2 tRNA genes are annotated in these 533 nt (G+C 45.2%); both read right to left on the reverse strand.

What is annotated here, in order from left to right:
• Window positions 1-208 precede the first annotated feature (208 nt).
• Window positions 209-284, reverse strand: a tRNA-Ala gene (locus ACT3RQ_RS17735).
• A gap of 104 nt (window positions 285-388) precedes the next feature.
• Window positions 389-465: transfer RNA gene (locus ACT3RQ_RS17740), tRNA-Ile, on the reverse strand.
• Window positions 466-533: the final 68 nt, after the last annotated feature.

The raw sequence follows: 533 nt of genomic DNA on the forward strand, positions 1-533 counted from the left end.
GGTTCGCAATGACAACGATTGCCGGATACGCTTGAGACGTATCACACAACAATTACGTATCAACGTTTTAAAAAAACGTTAATGTCAGCATGATATACATTGTTAAAGAGCGACTGTTCAATGAACAGTGATAAAGCGACGTCTAAAAACGTGCGACTTATCAATGGTCACAAAACAAACAAACGGCGTTGGATAAAAACCAACATAATGGTGGAGCCAAGCGGGATCGAACCGCTGACCTCCTGCGTGCAAGGCAGGCGCTCTCCCAGCTGAGCTATGGCCCCATTTTAGACACTTACCTCTCGGAATTTTATTCATCACAAGGCATTTTATGGCGAAGCATAGCCTGCTATGCGAGTCATAAAATAACGCAAATATGGATAAAATTTGGTGGGTCTGGGCAGACTTGAACTGCCGACCTCACCCTTATCAGGGGTGCGCTCTAACCAACTGAGCTACAGACCCAAGAGGGGATCGTGCTTAAACCGTTTGCTCTATGATCTGATCAGGTAATTCATTGTGGACGTTTACCG

The sequence above is a fragment of the Halomonas sp. AOP43-D1-4 genome (assembly GCF_052446175.1).
In the GTDB taxonomy this organism is placed as follows: Bacteria; Pseudomonadota; Gammaproteobacteria; order Pseudomonadales; family Halomonadaceae; genus Vreelandella; species Vreelandella citrativorans.